This is a genomic window from Nonomuraea sp. GTA35 (genome assembly GCF_041950525.1).
Taxonomy (GTDB): Bacteria; Actinomycetota; Actinomycetes; order Streptosporangiales; family Streptosporangiaceae; genus Nonomuraea.
Genome location: NZ_JBGNUV010000001.1, coordinates 1,027,516 through 1,047,143, shown reverse-complemented (window position 1 = coordinate 1,047,143; position 19,628 = coordinate 1,027,516). Strand labels below are relative to the sequence as shown.

Genomic DNA, 19,628 nt, shown 5'->3' with positions numbered 1-19,628 from the left:
CCCCCCCCCCCCCCCCCCCCCGACCCTGGTGGGACTTCAGGGGTGGGGACTCAGCACTTGTTACGCAGCATCGCGGCATCCTGCTCGAACCGGATCTTGTTGCCCGCCTGCCCCCGCTTGGCGGCGATCCTGCCGAAGGTCTCCAGCCGCTTGGCGGCCGGCTCGTAGTTGGCGCTGGTCAGCGACTGCTTCTTGGCCTGCGCCGCCTGGGTGCCCAGGTTGACCTCGTCGGCGATGTCGTTGATGTTGCCCGGCCGCATGAACGCCACGTCGATCAACGCCGCCTGCACGGACCGGGGCAGCTTGTCGAAGCTCTCGATGCCGCGCCGCGTGACCAGTTCCTTGGCCTCCTCGTACGAGACCTCGAACAGCGCGTTCACCTGCTCCTCCGTCAGCTCGGTCACCCCGGCCTTGAGGTCGTCGAACGCCTTGCCGGACTTGATGTCGTCCTGCTCGGACGGCGGGGTGGTCTCGTTCAGGATGCGGTTGACGATGGTCCGCGCGTCACCGCGGTTCAGGTTGAACCCGATCCCGATGGTGGTGATGTTGCGGCTCTTGCCCTTCTTGGTCTTCTCGCCGGCGTCGTACGCCTTCGTCCGCACGCCCTCGCGCTTGATCAGCATCTGCTTGACGCTGCCCTTGTAGATCGTGGTGAACGGGCAGCGGGCCTGCTCCTCGGTGAGCTCCGTGGTGGCCTGCTCGTCGCCGGTCACCGTCTCCTCGGCACCCTCCTCGATCTCGTCGGTGCCGACCCCGGCGACGCCGGTGTCGGCCTCCTCGGTGCCGGTCTCCTCGGTGTCGCCGGTCTCCTCGGTGTCGTCCGGCTCCGTGGTGTCGCCGGTGTCGGTCTCGTCCGTCACCTCGGTGCCGTCGGCCTGCTCGACGTCGGACTCGGTGTCTGTGTCGGTGCCGGTCTCGGTGTCAGTGCCGGTGTCGTCGTCCGGCTCGGTGGTGGTGTCGTCCTCGCCCGTCTTCGTGGACGTGTCGTCGGACTCCGCGGGATCGTCGGCCTCGTCGGCGACGCTGATCTCCTCCGCGTCGGCGTCCTGCGCCGCCTCGGCGTCCTTGGAGGTGGTGGCGAGGGAGTTCTTCTGCGCCGCCGCCTCCTTCACCATGGCCACGTCCGGGTCGTCGGTCTCGAGCTGGGCCGTGGCGACCCCTAGGGTGAGCCCCGTTCCGCCGAGCGCCAGCACGCCGGCCAGGGCGGCGTACGTGATGCGTCGCCTTGAGCGAATATGCATTGAGTGCCTCCGTGAGGGACTTGGTCCGTCGGACCTTCCTGAAGGCCTTGCTATTGCTCCGCATATTGACCAGCTAGAGGGTTTTGTCCGAGATCGTCCAGTGGTCGCCCCCGGCCCGCCACCACATGGCCAGAGGACGGCAACGGAGATCGTCCAGCCCCGGCACGACGTGCGTGGACGTCGCTGCACAAGCCGGACGGGCCACCGCCCCCGGCCGGACCGCCGGGCGGGGGGACGGCCGGCGAGGTCAGCCGTACGCCTTGGCGACGCCGTCGAGCAGGTGCTCCAGGGTGTCGTAGGAGGGAATGTCGACCACGTCGATGAGGTCGGCCGCGACGCGTACGCCGTGCTCGGCGGCGACCTCGGCGAAGCGGGCGGCGTCGCCCGAGCGGAAGCCGTGCTCGGCGGCGAGCCGCTGCAGGTGCGGGTCGGTGCTGAGCAGGCGCCCGATCCGGTCGCCCGAGGGGGTGAACGGCACCAGCGTGTGCTTGGACAGCACGGTCGGCGACGGGTACATCAGCACCATTCCCGGCTTGATCTGCCCGCGGGCGGCGGCCTCGACGTACTGCGCCTCGTAGATCATGACCAGCGGCGACGGGCCCATGCCCACCGTGAGGTACTCGTCGAACGGGCCCTCGGAGGTGCTGTCGGTGTAACCCTGGCCGGTGAAGAGCGGCGTCACCAGGGGCAGCACGGCCTTCTCCGCGGCGGCGCCGTGCACCACCTTGCCGCCGTTCGCGACGTAGCTGGTGATCGCCAGGTACATGGCGGCGGAGTTCGAGGTGCGGGGGTCCGTCGTGGAGATCAGGATGTTCTTGTCGACGGGGTAGGCGGAGTTGCTCTTGAGCTGGTCCCACTTCGCGCCCGTGGTGACCAGGTCGAGGTGGCGGCCGACGTTGAAGGCCGGGACCTCGCCCTGCTTGACCACACCCGCCTTGGTGAGCAGGTCGGCGATCGGCTGGAACGTCGCGATCGCCATGGGCGAGGAGAACGGCGTGTACGTCGTGCCTGCCTTGCGCTCGCGCTGGATGTGCTCGCCCGCCGGGGCGCTCGACGGGAACGCGAAGTCGTAGCGGCCCAGGTCGGTCGAGGTGGCGATCTGGCGGGAGCCGGCCGTCTCGATCTCGACCTTCAGTCCCATGCCGGCGAGGGCCCGCACCACCTGCGGGTCCTCGAAGAACGCCTTCTTCTCGGAGCCGATCACGCCTCGGACGGTGGTCAGCGGCGGCGTGGACGTGGTCGCCGCCTCGTCCTGGCCGAGGTTCACGACCACCACGGCGGCGACCACGACGACCGCGACCGCCACGCCGATCGGGAGCAGCACCTTGCGCCGGGGCACGCTCGCCGACGAAGCTTCCGCGGGCGCCTGGTCTTCCGCGACGGTCCCGGCTTCCCCGGCGGTCCCGGCTTCCGCGGAGACCTGGGCGGGCGCGGCGGCCTCCGCCGGTGCGGTCGCGGGCGCGGAGACCTGGGCGGGTGCGGCAGCCTGGGCCGGCGCGGTGGTGGCCGCAGCAGGCGGAGCGGTCGCGGGCGCGGTCGCGGGGGCTGTCGCCTCCGCCTGGGTGGTCAGCTCGCTGCGGGCCACGCGTTCGGCGAGGACGGGGACGAAGTCCCGGACGGGAAAGCCGTCGAAGCGGCGGTAGGCGGCCTGCATCACCCTCTCGACGTGCTCGGCGGAGTAGGTGTCCGCGAAAACCTGGATCAGGTGATCGGTCGTCCGGCGAATCGCCTGTTCCTCGCGGAGGTTTTCGACACTCACCAATATCTCCCCGACGTCGCATTTGTCAGATTTCACGGCAAGCGACCACGCCTGCCCGAGCGCCGGGACCCAACCATATAGGGGTTTTCGGCCGCGTTGATAACCGTGTCAGCCCCTGATGAGAAAGCCGCAGGAAATGGCCGGACCGCCACGTTTCCAGAAACTGACCGTTCATATTTCCGGGCTTTTTGTTTCGCCGGAATACACGTTCGTTCACCGTTCAGTCCCGCAGGCGGACGAGCCTGGCGCTGTCCTCCCAGAGCGCCCGCGCCGGCTCGTCGCTGCGTGCCCGCTCCGACGGCTGCGGCCAGGTGAGCCGGGCGCGCCGGAGGGCGGCGTAGACGTGCCCGTCCGGCGGCGTCGCGAGCCCGAGCGCCAGGTCGGCCAGCGCGTTCCCGGCCGCGGCGCGGCTGTTGAGATGGGGGTCGAGCCTGCCCAGCGGCCACCGCAGCACCGGCGAGCCCAGCAACGACCAGGCCACCCGCAAGGGGAAAGGCAGATCCTTGGCCAGCCCCGTCCCGAAGACCTGCCCGGCGTCGTAGGCGACGGCGGTGAGCCGCCTGTCCCCGCTCTCCGCCAGCGATCGTGCGGTGAGCACGGCGCACAGCTTGGCGGCCGTGTACGCGTGCTCGCCCGCCCTGCGCGGCCGGTGGTCCAGGCCGGGATCGCGATCGGGGTGCGCGAGCAGCTCCGCGTCGGCGTGCCGCGGCGGCGCCAGGCTCGCGCCGGTGGCGGGATCGTGGGTGCCGCTCGTGGTCAGCACGATGATCGCCTTGTCCGCCAGGACGGGCAGCAGCAGGCGCGCCAGCAGGTAGGGGGCGAGGTGGTTGACGGCGAACGTCGTCTCGAAGCCGTCGGCGGTGCGGCGCGTCACATCGGGCAGGATCATCCCGGCGTTGAGCAGCAACGCGTCGACGGGGGTGCCGCCGAGCCGCTCGCGTGCCGAGGCCGCGAAGGCGCGTACCGAGGCGAGCTCGGCGAGGTCGAGCGGAAGCTGCTCGCCACCGGCCGGACGGCGGGCGCCCAGGATCAGCCGGACGCCCTTCGAGCGCGCCAGCCGCCCGGCGGTGATCGCGCCGAAGCCCGAGGTGCCGCCGGTCATCACGATCGTGGACACGGTGAACTCCCCGGCGTCAAGCGGTGGGCGTCACCAGGCGGCGCAGGGTCTCGCCGATCCCGGTCGGGCACGTGAGCCGCCGGTCGCCGGCGGGCTGGAGCACACCGCGGTCCACGGCGTCGTACATGTCGGCGAGCTCCCGCGCGAGCTGCGGCGGGAGGCCCGCCTCGACCATCGTGTCCACCCAGCCGGGCCGCGGGACGGTGACCACCTGGAGCGGCCTGCCGAGCACGGCCCCCAGTTCATCGGCCACCTGCCGCTCGGTGTAGCCGGGGGCGTCCAGGTCGATGACCTCCCCGGCCGGGGGCGGCGCCAGGAGGGCTTCCGCGGCCACCCTGCCGACGTCGCGCGTGGCGATCATCGGGGCCGGCGTGTCGGCCGAGTCGCCGAAGACCGGGTAGACGCCGGCTCCGCGTGCGGCGTCGAGCACCGTCTCGACCTTCTCCTGGAAGTGGCCCGAGCGGACGGCGGTCAGCAGCACGCCCGTCTCGCGCAGCAGGTTCTCGAGGTGGTGCAGCCAGCGGATGGGGCCGGTGCCCTCGGCCAGCTCGGCGCCGAGCGAGGACAGCATCACCGCGTGCGGGACACCGCTGTCCAGGACCGCGCCGGCGATCGAGCCCGCCAGCGCGCGGTGCCCGGCGTCGTCCGCCGCCGGATCGGTGGGGAGCATGACGAACGCCCCGCGGCAGCCGCGGAACGCCTCCGCGAGCGCCGCCCTGTCGCCCAGGTCGGCGGCGAACACCTCCGCCCCCGCCTCGCGCCAGGGCCCGCCCCTGGCCGGGTCGCGGACCACGGCCCGCACCTGCTCCCCCTTGGCCAGGAGCTCCCGGGCCGCCGCACCGCCGACGTGGCCTGTCACTCCGGTGATCGCGTACATGAGCCGCCTCCCGCTGGTCGTCGTTCGCCTGTCATCCCCCAGTGAAGGCTCCGGCGGCTGGACGATCCATATCTCTGGCGCTCGGTTCCATTTCTCCGCGTCTAGGCTGAGAGCATGGACCCGCTGGCTGATCTGCTCGACGGCGTCCGTGCCCGCAGTGCGGAGTTCTGCCGGGCGATCCTCGAGCCTCCGTGGTCGATGCGCATCGCCGACGGAGCCATGCTCGCACTGGCGACCGCGCTGCGCGGGCACGCCTGGATCGTGCCCGACGAGGGCGAGCCGGTGCTGATGCGCACCGGGGACGTGGCCATCATCAAGGGGCCGGCCCCGTACACGATCGGCGACGACCCGGCCACCGAGCCGGACATCATCGTGCACGCGGGCAACCGCCTGACCACCATGGACGGCGTGGACGTCACCGACGAGCTGCGGCTCGGCCCGCACACGAGCGGGGAGTCACCCGACGGGTCGGCGATCGTGGCCAGCGGCACCTACCAGGTCAGCGGGGACGTGACCGGCCGGCTGCTGAACGCCCTGCCGCAGATCCTCGTCGTGCCGCGGCCGGGCACGCAGGCCCCGATCATGGAGCTGCTGGCCCAGGAGCTCAGCGGCGAGGGTCCCGGCCAGCAGGTGTTCCTCGACCGGCTGCTGGACCTGGCGCTGATCGCGACCCTGCGCGCCTGGTTCGCCCGCCCGGAGGCGCAGACGCCCGGCTGGTACCGGGCGCAGAGCGACCCGTTGATCGGCCCGGCGTTGCGGCTGATCCATGACGATCCGGCCCGCCCGTGGACGGTGGCCGCGCTGGCCGCGAAGGTGGGCGCCTCGCGGGCGGCGTTCGCGCGGCGTTTCGCCTCCCTCGTGGGGGAGCCGCCCATGGCCTACCTCACCGGCTGGCGGATCGCGCTGGCCGCCGATCTCCTGCGCTCGTCGGAGACCACGATCGACGCGATCGCCCGGCACGTCGGGTACGCCAACGCGTTCGCGCTGAGCGTGGCCTTCAAGCGGGTCCGCGGCGTGTCACCGAGCCACCACCGCGCGGGCGTATGAGCCCGCCTGCGGTGACCGGCGGGTGAGGGCGAACCAGTTCGGGTACCAGCCCGCGCCGTGCCGCGCCCGCCGGGCGGATTCGTGTCCCGCGCGGCGGGACGGGGCCGTGGGGGCGGGGAAGTCGGGCGAAGGTGGTGCAGGACAGGGCCCGGTACGGGCAGGATCGGACGTGGCCGTCCCCTCGCCGGCAAGGGAGCTCATGACCGTGTCCACGCCGTTCGACCCCGTCCGCCCCCTGATGGGGGTCGAGGAGGAGTACTTCGTCGTCGATCCCCGCACCCGGGAGGTGGCGCCTCGGGCCGGGCAGGTCGTCCGGCGGGCCGCCGGTCAGCTCGGTGAGCGGGTGTGCACGGAGATCACGCGATTCCAGGTGGAGGCCAAGACGCCGCCCTGCGCCGAGCCCGCCGCCCTCGAGCGGGAGCTGCGCCGGATGCGGGAGGCGGTCGCCGCCGCCGCGCGGGCCGAAGGGCTGGCCGTGGTCGCCTCGGGCACGCCCGTGCTGGGCGCGGCGGTGCCGCCGCCCATCACCGAGGACCCCCGTTACGACCTCGGCATCGAGAACTACCGGGCGCTCCACGACGAGCAGGCCATCTGCGCCGGCCACGTCCACGTCCACCTGCCCGACCGGGAGCGGGTGCCGCTGGTGTGCAACCACCTGCGGCCGTGGCTGCCCGCCCTGATCGCGCTCATGGCCAATTCGCCGTTCTGGACCGGCCGCGACACCGGGTACGCGGGGTGGCGGGTGCTGTCCTGGGGCAAGTGGCCGGTGGCCGGGCCGCCGCCGTACCTGGAGAGCCTCGAACACTACGAGAGCGTGGTCGCGGGGCTGACCGCGAGCGGGGCGCTGGTCGATCCGGCGACGGTGTTCTGGGACGCGCGGCCGTCGCCGCGGCTGCCCACGGTGGAGGTGCGGGTGGGCGACGTGCCGGCCTCGGCGGCGGAGTCGGTGCTGCTGGCGCTGGTGGTCAGGGCGCTGGTCACGGTCGCGCTGGAGCGGGTGGAGGCGGGCGATCCCGGGCCGCGGGTGACGGGCGAGCTGCTGCGGGTGGCGTACTGGCGGGCCGCCAGGGACGGGCTCGACGGGCACGGCGTCGATCCGCACACCGGGCGGGCGGTCCCGGTGGCGGAGATCGTGGAGAGGCTGCTGGAGCACGTCCGGCCCGCGCTGGTGGGCAGCGGCGACCTGGAGACGGTCCTGCGGGGGTGGCGGTGGTTGCGCGCCGCCGGAAGCGGGGCCGCCCGGCAGCGGGCCGCGTTGAAGGCGCGCGGGTCGTTCGAGGGCGTGGTGGACGATCTGGTGGAGCGCTTCCTCGCCTAGGACAGGGGCTTCCCCGGCGAGCCGGGCAGGTGCCCGAACGGGGACTCCCCCGTCAGAGCGGCAGGTGCCCAGACGGGGACTTCCCCGGTCAGGCGGGGAGGTGCTCGGACAGGAAGGTGCGCAGCGGGGCGGCGTGGCGTACCGGGTCCTGCCAGCGAGCCTGCAGGTCCTCCAGCAGGTGCCGCTCCGCCGTGAGCTCGCCGCGCCGCCAGACCCGGACGACGGGATGCAGGAAGGCGCACTCGTCGGCGCGGTCGGGCGTCGGGTGCCGCCGGATGGCGAACACGTCGGGGTGCCGGTCGCGGGGGCCCCAGCGCAGGGTGACGGTGAGCAGCAGGTCCTCGCCGGCGAAGCGGGAGACGGCGTAGTCCTCCGGCAGGTCCTCGTAGTGCCGCGCCACCCGCTCCGCAGCGTCGATCACGTACGCGTCCGCCAGGTACTCGAACTGGGTCCACAGCGCCGAGCTGTGATTGACGCGGCCGAGCACGTCGTCCGTCAGCGGGGCGGCGCCGGCGGGCAGCTCGCGCGAGCGCAGCGGCACTCCGTCGTAGCGCTCGCACAGCAGCGCGGCCAGCGTGCGCAGGTTGTAGCGGAAGCCGTCGATGAACGCCGAGGAGGCGCGCTTGAAGTCGCGGGCCTGCATGAGCGTGCCGGCGAAGTACAGGCCGTCGACGTTGGCCGACTGGAAGTCGGGGCGGATGGCCGGGATGCGCCCGTTCGGGGCCAGGTCGGGCCGGCAGGACGCGTCGAACGGCCCGGTGTCCATGGTGAAGCCGGTGCAGCGCAGCACGGCGTCGTAGTCGAGCACCGCCTGCTCGCCGTCGGCCAGCGTGTACGTGATCGCGGCCCGGTACCCGCCGTCCTCGCGCCAGATCCGGTCCACGGTGCACTCCAGCACGGCGTGCAGGGTCTTGAACCAGTAGCTGTCCAGCAGCGCGCCGTACTGGCCGCGCACGTGCCCGGGATGCTTGCTGGTCCACGCCAGCCGCACGGGGCTGGGGCTGGCCAGATGGATCACCGACGCGTACGGCAGCAGCGCCTGGGCGGTCTCGAACGCCGAGTTGCCCTTGCCGACGATGAGCACCCGCTGCCCGGTGAACCCCTCGCCATCGACGGGCACGTCCTCGTAGCCGGTGGCCAGCTCGATGCCGGGGATGCCGGGCACGTGCGGGCCGCCCCAGCCGGTCGCCACGATCACGCAGTCGGCGCGGTAGACCTCGCCGCCGGTGTGGACGGCGAACCGGCCGCCCGCCTTCTCCACCCGCAGCACCGGCGTGGAGTAACGCACCCGCAGTCCGTGCACGCGCTGGAAGTCCGCCAGGTAGCGCACCAGGTCGTCGGCGTGCGGGAAGTACTCCTTCGAGTAGCTCGGGAACGCCAGCTCGGGGCCGTCGTTGAGCAGGGAGTTCCAGTCCCAGCGGAGCTGGATCTCGCGGTCCTTCTCGCCGGTGTGGACCTTGTTCAGCGAGATCAGCCGGCGGTGGCGCGGGTAGCGGCGGAAGAAGCCGCCGGGCGACTCCTCCCGCTCCAGCGTGACGTAGTCGGCCCCGGCCCGCTGCAGGAAGTGGCTGAGCTGGAGCCCGCCGGGGCCGGCGCCGATGATCAGGTAGCGGTGGTCGTGCGTCACCCGGCGTGTCCCGCCTGCTGGGGGGCGGGATGGCCGTAGCCGTGCGTCACGACGCGCTCGGCCGCCGTGGCGTAGACGGCGGGGTCGTCGGGGGCGTGCGTGGCCAGGCCGTCCACGTACCGGTTGAACATGCAGAACGCCGCCGCGATCAGCACCGTGTCGTGGATCTCCCGGTCGGTGGCGCCCTCCGCCTTGGCGGCGGCGACCAGGCCGCCGGTGACCTCGCGGCCGCTCCGCTGGACGGCTGCCGCGATCGCCAGCAGCGCCTTGAGCTTCTGCGAGATCTCCGCGTCGGCGGCGCCGGCGCGTACCCGGTCGACCAGGTCCATGCCGCCGGGGAGCTGGGCGGCGGCGAACGCGGCGTGCGAGGCCGTGCAGAAGCGGCATTCGTTCAGCCCCGACACGTAGGTCGCGATCAGCTCCCGCTCGCCGCGCGTCAGCGTGCTGTCCCCGCGGAGCAGCACCTCGGCCAGGGCGTTCAGCGGCCCCGCCGTCTCGGGACGGAAGGCGAAGAGGCCGCGAATTCCGGGCTCACCAGAATCGATGGTGATATGGGGCATTAATGCTCCTCAATTTCGGCCGGTCCGGTCGGTCACCTCCTGCATGATCGGCTCGCCTCTCATCCACTGTCAACGCCCCCTTTTCCTCATTTGTGCTCCTATTCCGGACGCCTTCTTGTTTTGTGGATCTACGCAGCGTAGGGTCGCGAACGGCTCATAAGCCCTGTTTGCGATGGGACGGAATCCATGACCGAACATTCCAGCATCACTGTCGCCAGCGGTTTCTACGACGCTCTCGCCAAGGGCGACCTGGACGTCCTGCGAGACCTCCTCACCGACGACGTGGTCTTCCGCGTCCCCGGCCGCGGCCCGATGGCCCGCGACTACCGCGGCAAGGAGCAGGTGCTCGGCTACCTGGCGCGGCTGGCCGAGGCCTCCACGGGCGGGCTGCGACTGGAGCCGGAGGACTACCTCGTCGGCGGGGACCGCGTGGCCGCGGTGCTGTCGATCCGTGGTGAGCGTGACGGCCGCACCCTCGACGACCACGGCCTGCAGCTCTTCCGGCTGACCGGCGGGAAGATCAGCGAGCGGACGAGCTACCCGTACGACCCCTACTCCGTCGACGAGTTCTTCGCCTGACGGGCGGGCGCGGGCACCCTGCGGGGCCCGCGCCACGGCCCTTCCCATGGCCTTCCCCACGGCCCTGCCTGTGGCCGATTCTGTGGCCGGCGCCACGACCGCCTCCGTGACCGTCCCGGCGGCCGTGTCTGTGACCCGTCTCCGTGCGGCCGTCTTCGCAGCCCTCGTCGCGGCTCAGCAGGCCTCCTCCATGGCGTCGTTCCACGTGGCCACGTATCCGCCGGTGAGCCGGGCCCGCTCGGCGTAGTGCTCGGGGTCGTCACAGGCCAGCGTGGCCAGACCGTCCACGTAGCGGTTGTACATGCAGAACGCGGCGGCGATCAGCACCGTGTCGTGGATCTCCTCGTCCGTGGCCCCTTCCCGCCTGGCGGTGTCCACGTGCTCGGCCGTGACGTCCTGGCCGCTGCGCTGCACGGCCGCCGCGATCGCCAGCAGCGCCTTGAGCTTGCCCGGGACGGGGGCGTTGTCGAGGTCGGCGCGTACCTGGTCGACCAGGTCCATGCCGCCCGGGACGCGGACGGCGGCGAAGGCGGCATGCGTGTGGTAGCAGAACCGGCAGCGGTTGAGCGACGACACGTACGCCGCGATCAGCTCGCGCTCGCCCCGCGTCAGCGGGCCGTCGCCGCAGAGGAGCACTTCGGAGAGCAGGGTCAGCGGCTGCGCCGCCTCCGGACGGTAGCGGAACAGGCCGCGGATTCCCGGCTCGTCCGAACGCAACGTGATGTGCGCGGAGCCGCCGCCCGCGTGGTTGACGAATTCCCGCCAGCGCGGTGGCCAATTCACGGTATTGGGCTTATCCAAAAAAGCAACGTTCGTCATTTTGTCCCTTTCGGACTCGTCGGTGTTCGGCTCTTTCAGTGTGCGGTGGTCACCTCCGCCGAGGCTTGTCGTGCGCGGCCAGCAAGGTGCAGGACGCTGGCCGCTTCCTGCCAGGCGGCCCGTGGCCGGGCCGGTGACAGGGCCGGTGACAGGGCCGGTGACAGGGCCGGTGACAGGGCGCGGGTCACCGCGGGCCAGGCGGCGGAGAGCGGGTCGATGAGGGCGAAGTGCCCGGCGTCCTGGATCTCGGTGAGCGCGGCGCCCGTGCGCGCGGCGAACCTGCGGCTCATGCCCACGGGCACGAGCCGGTCCCGGACGCCGTGCACGAGCGCGAGCCGGGTCGCGGGGGCCGGCGGCAGCAGCCGTACGGGGTCGGTCAGGTCGAGGAGTTCGGCGCGGCCGTCCACCAGACGTGCCGCCGCCCCGTCGCCGAGGCCGGCGGTGAACGCCTCCCCCAGGTCCGACAGCGCCGCCAGCGCCACCACCGCGTCGATGGCGGGCTCGCCGTGCCAGGGGCAGGACGCGGGCAGGCGGTGGCGCGCGGCCGACCACAGGGCCAGCTGGCCGCCCGCCGAGTGACCGGCCACGACGATCCCGCCGCGCCCGGGCCGTTCGGCGAGGACGAGATCGACCGCGGCGGCCACGTCGTCGAAGGTGCCCGGGTAGCCGCCGCCTGCCTGGCCGAGCCTGCGGTACTCCGGCACGTACACGGGGTGCCCCAGGTCGGCCAGCGCGGCCGCCATGGGGCGCGTGTGCGACCTGTCGTACCGGGACAGCCAGAAGCCGCCGTGCAGCAGGACCACCGCCGGTGAGGTCACCCGCGGCGGGAGGTAGACGTCGATGACCTGGTCGGGGTGCGGGCCGAAGCGGATGACGCGGTCGGGGGCCCTGACGGCTCTGGTCAGCAGCTCGTGGAAGGACATGCCGCGAGCGTAGGCCGGGCCGGGGGCCGCGGCCCTGGCCCGGCATGGCAGGAAGGTGCCGTCCCTGTGCAGCAAGGGGACCCGGCGGGGCGCTCCCCGCCGGCGTGGGAGTCGCGCACCATGGTCGGGAGCGTGAAGCCACGTCAGGGAAGGCCCAGGGAAGGCGCTGCCATGTCAGGATCTGGCACCTCAACGACGCCCGGGTGGGCGGTCCGCAAGGTCACGGTGATCGGGTGCGGGTTGATCGGCACGTCCGTGGGGCTCGCCCTGCGGCGGGCCGGTGTGCGCGTGGCGCTCGCCGACCGGGACCCGCGAGCGGTGGAGACCGCCGCGCGCAGAGGCGCGGGGGTGCCGTTGGCCGGGGAGGCGGCGTTGGGCGTGGGCGGGCCGTTGGCCGGGGAGGCGGCGTTGAGTGCGGGCGGGTCGCTGAGCGGGGAGGCGCCCTGGGGGCGGGGACCCGCCGATGTGGTGGTGATCGCCACGCCGCCCTCCACCGTCGTGCCGGTGTTGCGGTGGGCGCAGGAGCGTGGGCTCGGCGTGCTCTACACCGACGTGGCCAGCGTCAAGGCGCGGCTGCTCGCGGGGGCCGAGGCCGCCGGGTGCGATCTGGCGTCCTTCGTTCCCGGGCATCCGATGGCCGGGCGCGAGTCGTCCGGGCCCGCCGCGGCGAGTGCCGACCTGTTCGAGGGGCGGGCGTGGGCGGTGTGTCACCATCCGGCGCTGTCGCCGCAGGCCGTACGGGCCGTGACCACGCTGGTGAGCACGTGCGGTGCGCGGGTGGTGCCGATGGAGGCGGAGGCGCACGACCGGGCCGCCGCCGCGGTGTCGCACGCCCCGCACGTGGTGTCGTCGTCGCTGGCGGCGCGCTTCGCCGGCTCGGGGGAGGCGGCGCTGATCCTCGCCGGGCGCGGGCTCCTGGACGTCACGCGCGTGGCGGGCGGGCCTTCCGGGCTGTGGCGCGACATCCTGGAGCACAACGCCGAACCCGTCGCCGACGTGCTGGAAGCCGTCGCCGATGACCTCAGCTCCGTGGTGTCCGCGCTGCGCTCGGGTGACCCCGCACGCCTGCGTGCCCTGACCGACGTGCTCGGGGCCGGCAACGCGGGCCGCTCCCGCATCGTCAGGTCATGGCCCGGCACGGCGGGCGACCCGCACGGCAGGCACGAGACGGCCGCCACCGGCTGACCCAGGAAGGCGCCCAACGTGGGACCTGGCCCGGCCCAGGACCCGGCCGCTTGCGACGGCCCCGCGTCGGGCACTCGCGGTGGTCGCCGCGGTGCCCCGGGACGCTGTCAGACGTAGAGCGTGTGAGGAGGGAGTCCGCACAGGGTCCGGCCGTACAGTTCGGCGCCGGTCGCGGGATGGGTCAGGCTGTGCAGGGACATGGTGGCCAGGTCGCGGGCGATGCGGTGGAGTGGCTCGTCGTCACGGATCGACGTCTCGTCGCCCGCCGCGGCCAGCGTGTCGGCCGCCTGCCTGGCGAGCCTGCACACCTCCCCCGCCTCCCCCCGCGCCCGGGCGCGCTCGGCCAGGCTCCACGCCTCCGCCCGCGCCGCCTTGCCGTCGATGAGCCCGGCCAGGCGGCGCGTGTGGAACTCCGCCTCGTCGATCTTCATGGTGGCGTCCGCGACCTGCAGGTGGGTCGTGGGCGCGGCGGCCCGGCTCTCGTAGTCGGTGTCGGCCAGCCGGCCGTACGTGACGCGCTCGGAGAACGCCTCGCCGGCGGCGCGCGCGAGGCCGGCTGCCGCGCCGGCCGCGCAGACGGAGGCGAAGGGCACCAGCGGGGCGCGCGGCGCGGCACCCCGCAGGGCGTCGCGCAGCGGCAGCACGCGGTGGGCGGGGACGAACAGGTGGTCCGCGACGGTGCCGGCGCCGCCGCAGCCGCGCAGCCCCGGGGCGTCCCACCCGTCCACGAGCCGCAGGTCGGACGTCCGCGCCAGGGCCAGGACGTGCGTGGGCCTGCCGTCGGCGCCCACCCGCATCGCGGCGATGAGCTGCCACTGGCTGTGCGCCGCACCGGCGATCTGCCCCCACCTGCCGTTGATCTCGATGCCGTCACCGGTCTCGAAGGCCATCGCGGTGGGGCGCAGGGTGCCGCACATGCGCACGTCCGCGTCGTGGAACACGTCCTCCTGCGCCTGGCCGGGGAACATCGCGCAGGCCCACGCCGCGCTCCACGAGGCCGCGGCGGCCCAGGAGGCGGCGCCGTCGGCCCTGGCCAGCTCGGCCCCGACCGCGGCCACGGTGGCCGCGTCCGCCTCGTAGCCGCCGAAGCGCGCGGGCACGCACAGCCGGTACACGCCCGCCAGCGTCATGGCCTCGACGGTCTCGGCGTGCAGCGTGCCGTTGCGCTCGGCCCAGGCCGCCTTGCCGCGCAGGGCCCGCGCCAGATCCGCCGCGCGGGCGACGAGCTCCGCTCCGCTGGGCGTCGGGAGATTCAGCATCGCGCCTCCTCGTCGGCCGCTGGGATCGCGTCGCCACCGTCGCCGGCGCCCTGCGTGCCCGTCGTCAACGAGGCTCGCACTCCCCCGCCGCGCGTACATCTCCGAAAGTGCGCTCTTCCGCGCTGGGCAAGACATGAGAACACCGCGTTCGCGCGGGCGGTTACCGTCGCTGAGAGGGGAATCCGAACGGAGTTCATCATGCGACGTATTCGCGTTTCCAAGCCCACCAAGAAGCCTGCGCCCACCCAGCTCGACCTGCGCACACCCGCCGGCAGGAAGCTGCCTTTCTAGGCTGGCAAGAAACGGCGACAGGAAGGCAGCTTCCTGCCGCCGTACCACCTTTCCGCGGCATTCACCTGAGGGCGATCATGAAAGAAAGTCGAGATTCGACGGGTGATCTGAAATGACGATTGTTGCGGAATTCGAGCCTTATCCGATGCCGGACACGGGCGAGCTGCCCGACAACACCCCGCCGTGGACGCCCGATCCGCGGCGTGCCGTCCTCCTGTTGCTCGACATGCGCAACACCGTGCTGGACGCCTTCCCGCACGGCGAGGCCCCGCTGCGCGACCTGCTGAGGAACGTGGCGGAGCTGCGCGAGCGGTGCACGCGGTTGCGCATGCCCGTGGCGTACGCGGCGCAGCCCGGCCTCATGACCGAGCAGCAGCAAGGCCTGCTCAAGGATTTCCAGGAGGAGCGCGGGCTCAGGCTGGATCCCGCGCAGCGGCGCTTTCCCGAGTGCGTGGCACCGAGGTCGCACGACTGGCTCATCGCCAAGAAGCGCTACAGCGCCTTCCACGACTCCACGCTGCTGTGGCGGTTGCGCGAGTCCGGCCGCGACCAGCTCGTCATCGCGGGCGTGTACGCCCACGCCGGCGTGCTGGCGACGGCGCTCGACGCCTTCACCCACGACGTCCAGCCCTACATCGTGGCCGACGCCATCGCGGACCGCACCGCGGCCGAGCACCTGCAGACGCTCCGCTTCGTAGCCGGTTCCTGCGGCGTCACGATGACCACCAAGCAGCTCCTGACCCAATTGCGCACGCTCTGAGATGCCGCGTCCCGTGCCTCGATTCAGGCTGGGGTGAAGATCCCCAGGTCAGAATCGAGGTACGCGCATGCGCACTGAAGCGGTGCCCGCCGGTCTCAACGCGCGGCATCACAAGGCCGCGCTCGGAGCGTTCATGGTCGTCGTGGTCGCCCACTGGGGCGAGCACATCGCGCAGGCCGTCCAGGTGTACGCGCTGGGCTGGCCGCTGAAGGAGGCGCGTGGCCTGCTGGGCGTGCCGTTCCCGTGGCTCGTCTCCTCCGAGTGGATGCACTACGGCTACGCGTTGCTCATGCTGATCGGCCTGGTCCTGCTGCGGGGCGGGTTCGTCGGCAGGTCCCGCACGTGGTGGAACGTCTCGCTCGGCATCCAGGTCTGGCACCACCTGGAGCATCTGCTCCTGCTCGTCCAGGCGCTGGCGGGCGCGAACCTGCTGGGCCGTCCCGCGCCGACGAGCCTCATCCAGCTCCTCGTGCCGCGCATGGAGCTGCACCTGTTCTACAACGCGCTGGTGTTCGCCCCCATGGTGGTGGCGGTGCTCCTGCACCGGCGTCCCCGCGTGTCCGAGGGCGCCGGCATGCGGTGCACGTGCGCGGTGGCGCCGAGCTGGTGACGAGCCGATGACGACGCCGATGACGACGCCGACGACGCCGGTGACGACCAGGCGCGCGCGCCCGTCCGCCCTCACCGTGACCCTCACGCTCTTCGCGGGCCTGCTGGTCTTCCTGGGGGCGCAGAACGCCGGCACGGTCCTGCGCGCCGCGTTCGCGGACGGCGAGCCGGGCCTTTTCGTGCCGCGCGCGCTGAGCTGCGTCCAGCACCCCGGTCACGAGTCGTGCGTGTGGACCGGCGACTTCGGCTCCCACGACGGGACGGTCCTGCTGCGCGGCGTCGAGCTGTACGGCAGCGACCGCACCACGCACCGGGCCGGCCTGCCCGTCCCCGCCGTCGACGTGGGCGCGCCCGCCCGCGTGTACGGGCCCGGCGGCTCCGGCGAGTGGATGTTCCGCGCGCTGCTGCTGGCCGCCGCGGCGGCCATCCTGTGGTCCCTGTACGGCAGGCGGCCCCGCCGCACCCCTGCCCCCGCCCCCGACCCGGTGCCGCCTGCCACGCGTTCGTGACAGGCGGGACACAGCAGGGCCCCGCCCTCCGGCTGCCACACGGTCCGTGACAGCCGGAGATGGCGGGGCCCCGCGCCTTCAAGCCGCCACGAGCAGGGCGTCGTCCGCCACGCGCGTCGTCCGCCCCGGCAGCGCCCGCCTCTCGGCGACGGTGATGGCGCTCTCCTCGGTGATGACCGCCACCGTGGCGACGTACCCCTCGCCGGGATGCAGCGAGCGGAAGCGCACGTGCGCGGGCGGGATGTCGAGCGGCCAGCTCAGCAGCGCCGGCTCGGCGAAGGGGCCGCTGACCTCCACGTCCTTGGGCGAGACCCGCAGGCCGTGCCCGGTCGCCTTGAGCGCCGCCTCCTTGCGCACCCAGAGCCTGACGAAGGCCTCGTAGCGCTCGTGCCGCGGCAGCGACTCGAGCTGGGCCTGCTCCCACGCCGTGAGCGCGCAGCGCGCCAGGTCGTCCACGGGCTCGGCCGGAACGGCCTCCACGTCCACGCCCAGCGGGCCCTCCTCCGTCAGCGCCACCACGACCCTGTCACCGGAGTGCGAGATCGACACGTGCAGGTGGGCGCCGTCGCCCTTGAGCTCCGGCTTGCCGTGATAGCGGTCGCAGTCCGGGCATGAACGGTCGACCGCCACCTCCTGCGGGCTGGTGCCGAGCTGGGCGGCGCTCGCCGTCCGCAGCAGCCACGCTCCCGTGACGAAACGGCGGCGGTCGGCCGCGCGGCGGAACCTGGCCGCCCTGCCCAGCTCGCGCTCGCTCAGCACCACGGCCATGCTCTCCTCGGTCCGGTCGTCCGGACCCGCCCACCAGATCTGGCACTGTCCCTGTGTCAGCACCGAAGCAATCATCTGTCGTCCTCCCTGGCGTTACGCGTGACAAGGCGGTGGCAGCCCACCAGTTCCCACCGGTCCACTTCCGGGCTGGCGAGGATCTCCCGCACCCGCTCGCCCACCTGCGCGCTCGTGAGCGGCTCGTCGGGGCGTACGCGGATGACGATGGCACCGGTGGCCTGTGCGAGGTCCTTGTGCCATCCGGCGGGCAACAGCGCCATGATGCGGATGCCGTCCACCGGCGAGGCCGGCAGCGGCAGGCCGTGCGCCTGGCGCATCGTCAACTGGATCACCATGGCGGCATGCACCTCCGTCTGCGGAGGAAAGTGCGCTTCATGTCGTGCCTCCCTGCTCTGAGCCATGTCTTCACAGCTCTACTGTGCGGTCGCGGAGGCGGCCGATCGAGGCGTAGGGGAGGCAGGAAGCTGCATGCCGGGCACCGCATGCTGTCAGGAGGCCCGGAGCGGCCCGTCAGGAGCGGCCCTCATGAGGGGTCCTCAGGCAGGCTCTGAGAGGGCTGTGAGGAGGGGCCCTCATGAGGGCTTGGGCAGCCGGTCAGGGGAGGCCGGCGAGCACGCGAAAAGCCCGGCCTCGGGCACGCCGGGGCCGGGCTGGAGCGCGGCTCGTCAGCCCCGCCGGTGGGCGGGGCCGGGGGAAGGACGGGGTGGTCAGAGCGGGACGTTGCCGTGCTTGCGCGGCGCGCTGTGCTTGCGCTTGTCGCGGAGCATGGCCAGGCCGCGGGCGATCACGGCCCTGGTCTCCACGGGGTCGATCACGTCGTCGACGAGCCCGCGCTCGGCGGTGTAGGTCGGGTGGATGAGCTCGCGCTTGTAGCGTTCGAGGAGCTCGGCGCGCTCGGTGACGGGGTCGGCGGCCGCGGCGAGCTGCCTGCGGTGGATGATGTTGACGGCGCCCTCGGCGCCCATCACGGCCACCTCGTTGGTCGGCCAGGCCAGCGACAGGTCGGTGCCGATGGAGCGGGAGTCCATGACGATGTAGGCGCCGCCGTACGCCTTCCTGACGATGACCGAGATGCGCGGCACCGTCGCCTCGCAGTAGGCGTACAGCAGCTTGGCGCCGTGCCTGATGACGCCCTCGTACTCCTGGTCCTTGCCGGGCAGGAAGCCGGGCACGTCCACGAGCGTCACCAGCGGGATGGAGAAGGCATCACAGAATCTCACAAAGCGCGCCGCCTTCTGGGCGGCCTTCGCGTCAAGCACGCCGGCCAGCACGGTCGGCTGGTTGGCCACCACGCCGACCACCTCACCGTCGATCCTGGCCAAGGCGCAGATCACGTTGCCCGCCCAGTTCCGGTGCGTCTCCAGGAACTCCCCGTCGTCCACCAGCTCCGCCAGCACCTCACGCATGTCGTACAACTGGTTCTGCTCAGCGGGGACGATCTCGGCAAGCCTGGGGCGCAGGTCGGTGGTCGCGCCGCAGGGCGGCGCCGCGGGCGGCCTGCCCAGGTTGTTGCTCGGCAGCATCGACAGCAGGTCACGCACCGAGGCCAGGCACTCCTCCTCGTCGTCGTGGACGAACGTGGCCACGCCCGAGCGGCTGCCGTGCACCTGGGCGCCGCCGAGCTCGGCGTGCGTCACCCGCTCGCCCGTGACCGCCTCGACCACGTCGGGCCCGGTCAGGTAGAGCTGCGCGGTGTCGCCGGCCATGAAGGTGAAGTCGGCCAGCGCCGTGGAGTAGGCCGCGCCGCCGGCGCACGGGCCGAGCACCACGCTGATCTGCGGGATCACGCCGGACGCCTGCACGTAGCGCTGGAAGATGCCGCCGTAGCCGTTCAGCGACATGACGCCTTCCTGGATCCTGGCGCCGCCGCTGTCGTTCAGCCCGATGAACGGCGCGCCCGTGGACAGCGCCAGCTCCATCACCTTCTGGATCTTCAGGGCGTGCGCCTCGCCGAGCGAGCCGCCGTAGATGGTGAAGTCCTGCGCGTAGACGAACACGCGGCGGCCGTCGATCGTGCCCGAGCCGGTGACGACCCCGTCGGTGTGCGGCCGCTGCCGCTCCATGCCGAGCCCTTGCGCGCGGTGCCTGCGCATCATGTCGAGCTCGACGAACGAGCCCTCGTCCAGCAGGAGGTCCAGCCGCTCGCGCGCGGTGCGCTTGCCCAGGGCGCGCTGCCGCTGCACTCCCCGGTGGTCGCCGTCGGCGATGTCCTGGCGCAGCCTGCCCAGGTCGTCGCGGAGCCGGTCCATCGAGGGGGGCGCCGGCCGTACGGCCCGTTCGAGTTCTTCTGCGGTGATGTCCAGCTCAGAGATGCTCATCGTCTTCTCCTAACAGGCGTCTCCGATTCCTTCAGTGAAAGATC

19 protein-coding genes are annotated in these 19,628 nt (G+C 72.7%); 7 read left to right on the top strand and 12 right to left on the bottom strand.

Features of this window, described 5'->3' with window-relative positions; translation table 11 throughout:
* Positions 1-50: 50 nt before the first annotated feature.
* The 4 genes from ACBJ32_RS04680 to ACBJ32_RS04665 all read right to left on the bottom strand — a co-directional run bounded on the left by ACBJ32_RS04680 (position 51) and on the right by ACBJ32_RS04665 (position 4,994).
* Positions 51-1,241: a hypothetical protein gene (locus ACBJ32_RS04680; protein ID WP_375125567.1), complete on the bottom strand. Its 1,191-nt coding sequence runs from the start codon at positions 1,239-1,241 to the stop codon at positions 51-53.
* 247 nt (positions 1,242-1,488) lie between these two features.
* Positions 1,489-3,000, bottom strand: coding sequence for a three-helix bundle dimerization domain-containing protein (locus ACBJ32_RS04675; protein ID WP_375125566.1), 1,512 nt, complete (start codon positions 2,998-3,000; stop codon positions 1,489-1,491).
* A gap of 220 nt (positions 3,001-3,220) precedes the next feature.
* Entirely contained in the window at positions 3,221-4,117 is an 897-nt protein-coding gene (locus tag ACBJ32_RS04670; RefSeq protein ID WP_375125565.1) for an SDR family NAD(P)-dependent oxidoreductase, read from the bottom strand.
* A gap of 16 nt (positions 4,118-4,133) precedes the next feature.
* Positions 4,134-4,994 carry an NAD(P)H-binding protein gene (locus ACBJ32_RS04665; protein ID WP_375125564.1) on the bottom strand — a complete coding sequence of 287 codons (861 nt, stop codon included), beginning with the start codon at positions 4,992-4,994 and terminating at the stop codon, positions 4,134-4,136.
* 114 nt (positions 4,995-5,108) lie between these two features.
* Between ACBJ32_RS04665 and ACBJ32_RS04660 the strand changes: the two genes are divergently transcribed.
* Complete coding sequence (locus ACBJ32_RS04660) at positions 5,109-6,041, top strand: AraC family transcriptional regulator (protein ID WP_375125563.1); 933 nt, start codon at positions 5,109-5,111, stop codon at positions 6,039-6,041.
* 199 nt (positions 6,042-6,240) lie between these two features.
* A complete protein-coding gene (locus ACBJ32_RS04655; RefSeq protein ID WP_375125562.1) occupies positions 6,241-7,359 on the top strand; it encodes a glutamate--cysteine ligase in 1,119 nt (372 codons plus the stop codon).
* 88 nt (positions 7,360-7,447) lie between these two features.
* Here the strand turns inward: ACBJ32_RS04655 and ACBJ32_RS04650 are convergent, their stop codons facing one another.
* Positions 7,448-8,986, bottom strand: a complete 1,539-nt coding sequence (locus ACBJ32_RS04650; RefSeq protein ID WP_375125561.1) for an NAD(P)-binding domain-containing protein — start codon at positions 8,984-8,986, stop codon at positions 7,448-7,450.
* The gene (locus tag ACBJ32_RS04645; RefSeq protein ID WP_375125560.1) at positions 8,983-9,546 is read right to left on the bottom strand and encodes a carboxymuconolactone decarboxylase family protein; all 564 of its coding nucleotides are present in this window, start codon (positions 9,544-9,546) and stop codon (positions 8,983-8,985) included. The genes ACBJ32_RS04650 and ACBJ32_RS04645 overlap by 4 nt, the downstream gene beginning before the upstream one ends.
* Before the next feature lie 186 nt (positions 9,547-9,732).
* On the opposite strand from ACBJ32_RS04645, the gene ACBJ32_RS04640 reads away from it, so the two are divergent.
* The gene (locus tag ACBJ32_RS04640; RefSeq protein WP_357896086.1) at positions 9,733-10,125 is read left to right on the top strand and encodes a nuclear transport factor 2 family protein; all 393 of its coding nucleotides are present in this window, start codon (positions 9,733-9,735) and stop codon (positions 10,123-10,125) included.
* 174 nt (positions 10,126-10,299) lie between these two features.
* Here ACBJ32_RS04640 and ACBJ32_RS04635 read toward each other — a convergent pair whose 3' ends face one another.
* Positions 10,300-10,908, bottom strand: coding sequence for a carboxymuconolactone decarboxylase family protein (locus tag ACBJ32_RS04635; RefSeq protein ID WP_375125559.1), 609 nt, complete (start codon positions 10,906-10,908; stop codon positions 10,300-10,302).
* A 71-nt stretch (positions 10,909-10,979) separates the two neighbouring features.
* On the bottom strand, positions 10,980-11,867 hold the full coding sequence (locus ACBJ32_RS04630; protein WP_375125558.1) for an alpha/beta hydrolase: 888 nt from the start codon (positions 11,865-11,867) through the stop codon (positions 10,980-10,982).
* A 171-nt stretch (positions 11,868-12,038) separates the two neighbouring features.
* Here ACBJ32_RS04630 and ACBJ32_RS04625 point away from each other — a divergent pair, with 171 nt between their 5' ends.
* The gene (locus ACBJ32_RS04625; protein ID WP_375125557.1) at positions 12,039-13,052 is read left to right on the top strand and encodes a prephenate dehydrogenase; all 1,014 of its coding nucleotides are present in this window, start codon (positions 12,039-12,041) and stop codon (positions 13,050-13,052) included.
* 107 nt (positions 13,053-13,159) lie between these two features.
* Here the strand turns inward: ACBJ32_RS04625 and ACBJ32_RS04620 are convergent, their stop codons facing one another.
* Positions 13,160-14,311, bottom strand: coding sequence for an acyl-CoA dehydrogenase family protein (locus ACBJ32_RS04620; protein WP_375125556.1), 1,152 nt, complete (start codon positions 14,309-14,311; stop codon positions 13,160-13,162).
* Positions 14,312-14,747: 436 nt separating this feature from the next.
* On the opposite strand from ACBJ32_RS04620, the gene ACBJ32_RS04615 reads away from it, so the two are divergent.
* The 3 genes from ACBJ32_RS04615 (at position 14,748) to ACBJ32_RS04605 (ending at position 16,480) form a co-directional block, all read left to right on the top strand.
* On the top strand, positions 14,748-15,362 hold the full coding sequence (locus ACBJ32_RS04615; RefSeq protein WP_375125555.1) for an isochorismatase family protein: 615 nt from the start codon (positions 14,748-14,750) through the stop codon (positions 15,360-15,362).
* A 67-nt stretch (positions 15,363-15,429) separates the two neighbouring features.
* Entirely contained in the window at positions 15,430-15,972 is a 543-nt protein-coding gene (locus tag ACBJ32_RS04610) for a hypothetical protein (protein WP_375125554.1), read from the top strand.
* Between the two features lie 19 nt (positions 15,973-15,991).
* Positions 15,992-16,480: a hypothetical protein gene (locus ACBJ32_RS04605; protein ID WP_375125553.1), complete on the top strand. Its 489-nt coding sequence runs from the start codon at positions 15,992-15,994 to the stop codon at positions 16,478-16,480.
* A 78-nt stretch (positions 16,481-16,558) separates the two neighbouring features.
* On the opposite strand, the gene ACBJ32_RS04600 is transcribed toward ACBJ32_RS04605, so the two are convergent.
* The 3 genes from ACBJ32_RS04600 to ACBJ32_RS04590 all read right to left on the bottom strand — a co-directional run bounded on the left by ACBJ32_RS04600 (position 16,559) and on the right by ACBJ32_RS04590 (position 19,584).
* Positions 16,559-17,311, bottom strand: a complete 753-nt coding sequence (locus ACBJ32_RS04600) for a 4'-phosphopantetheinyl transferase family protein (protein WP_375125552.1) — start codon at positions 17,309-17,311, stop codon at positions 16,559-16,561.
* 8 nt (positions 17,312-17,319) lie between these two features.
* On the bottom strand, positions 17,320-17,601 hold the full coding sequence (locus tag ACBJ32_RS04595) for a hypothetical protein (RefSeq protein ID WP_253744891.1): 282 nt from the start codon (positions 17,599-17,601) through the stop codon (positions 17,320-17,322).
* A 372-nt stretch (positions 17,602-17,973) separates the two neighbouring features.
* A complete protein-coding gene (locus ACBJ32_RS04590) occupies positions 17,974-19,584 on the bottom strand; it encodes an acyl-CoA carboxylase subunit beta (protein WP_375125551.1) in 1,611 nt (536 codons plus the stop codon).
* Positions 19,585-19,628 lie beyond the last annotated feature (44 nt).